The organism is Protofrankia symbiont of Coriaria myrtifolia, assembly GCF_900634755.1.
Classification (GTDB): Bacteria; Actinomycetota; Actinomycetes; order Frankiales; family Frankiaceae; genus Protofrankia; species Protofrankia coriariae.
In genome coordinates this window covers 4,509-5,458 of sequence record NZ_CAAAFS010000254.1, presented here as the reverse complement: position 1 = coordinate 5,458, position 950 = coordinate 4,509, and the positions used below count along the sequence as shown (strand labels likewise).

The window sequence follows — 950 nt, the reverse complement described above, 5'->3', positions numbered from 1 at the left end:
GTCGCTCATCTCGTTGCGAGGTTCGCGAGAACTCTCCAGCGGGCATGGCCCGGGGAGGTCCAGGTCCCCGGGTCGTTGAGGGGCTCAAGGCCTCCGGGGCGCCGAGGAGGTACGGCATGGCCGTCAGAAGTCGTCCGGTGACATGGGGAGATCTGCGCCAGGCCGTGGTCTGGCGGGGGCTGTTGGACGCACTGGTCACCGTGACTGCGCGAGCGGGCAGCGCACTCGACGTGGTGGACGCGGGTGGCGGCAGTGGTGGGTTCGCGGTGCCGCTTGCCGAGCGCGGGCACCGGGTGACCGTGGTGGATCCCAGCCCGGACGCGCTCGCCTCGCTCGACCACCGGGCGGCAGAGCACGGGGTCAGACATCTCGTGACGGCGCGTCAGGGAGATCTTTCCGTCCTGCCGGAGATCGTCGGAGTAGGCCGTTCGGACGTGCTGTTGTGTCACACCGTGCTGGAGGTGGTGGACGAACCCGTCGCCGCGCTGACCGCGGCAGTGGCAGTCCTGCGTCCAGGTGGGCTGCTCAGCGTTGTCGCCGCCAACCGGGCGGCGGTCGTCCTCGCCCGTGTGCTCGCCGGCAGGCTCGCCGAGGCGCAGCATGCGCTGGCCGATCCCGGTGGACGTTGTGGCGGCTTTGACCGGGCGCGCCGTTTCGACGGCGGCACGCTGGTACGCATGGTGAGCGACGCCGGAGCCGATGTGATCGCGGTCCACGGGGTGCGGGTGTTCGCCGATCTGGTGCCCGCGGCCGCCGTGGACGCGGATCCGTCCGCGGCGGAGCGACTGCTCCAGTTGGAGATCGCTGCATCCTCCCGGGCACCCTTTCGGGATCTTGCGGCTCACCTGCATGTCCTGGCCCACCGCCGCGACAGCCGGTGACGCGACCCGGCGACACGATCAGGCGGCATGACCAGATGGCATGACTATGCGTGGCGGATACCCGACCAT

The 950-nt window shown here is 70.5% G+C and carries 1 protein-coding gene; it reads left to right on the top strand.

Annotated elements, in window-relative coordinates; genetic code table 11:
* The first annotated feature begins 116 nt into the window (after window positions 1-116).
* Window positions 117-881, top strand: coding sequence for a methyltransferase domain-containing protein (locus tag CM1CMNOD_RS14395; protein ID WP_013874329.1), 765 nt, complete (start codon window positions 117-119; stop codon window positions 879-881).
* The last annotated feature ends 69 nt before the right edge of the window (window positions 882-950 follow it).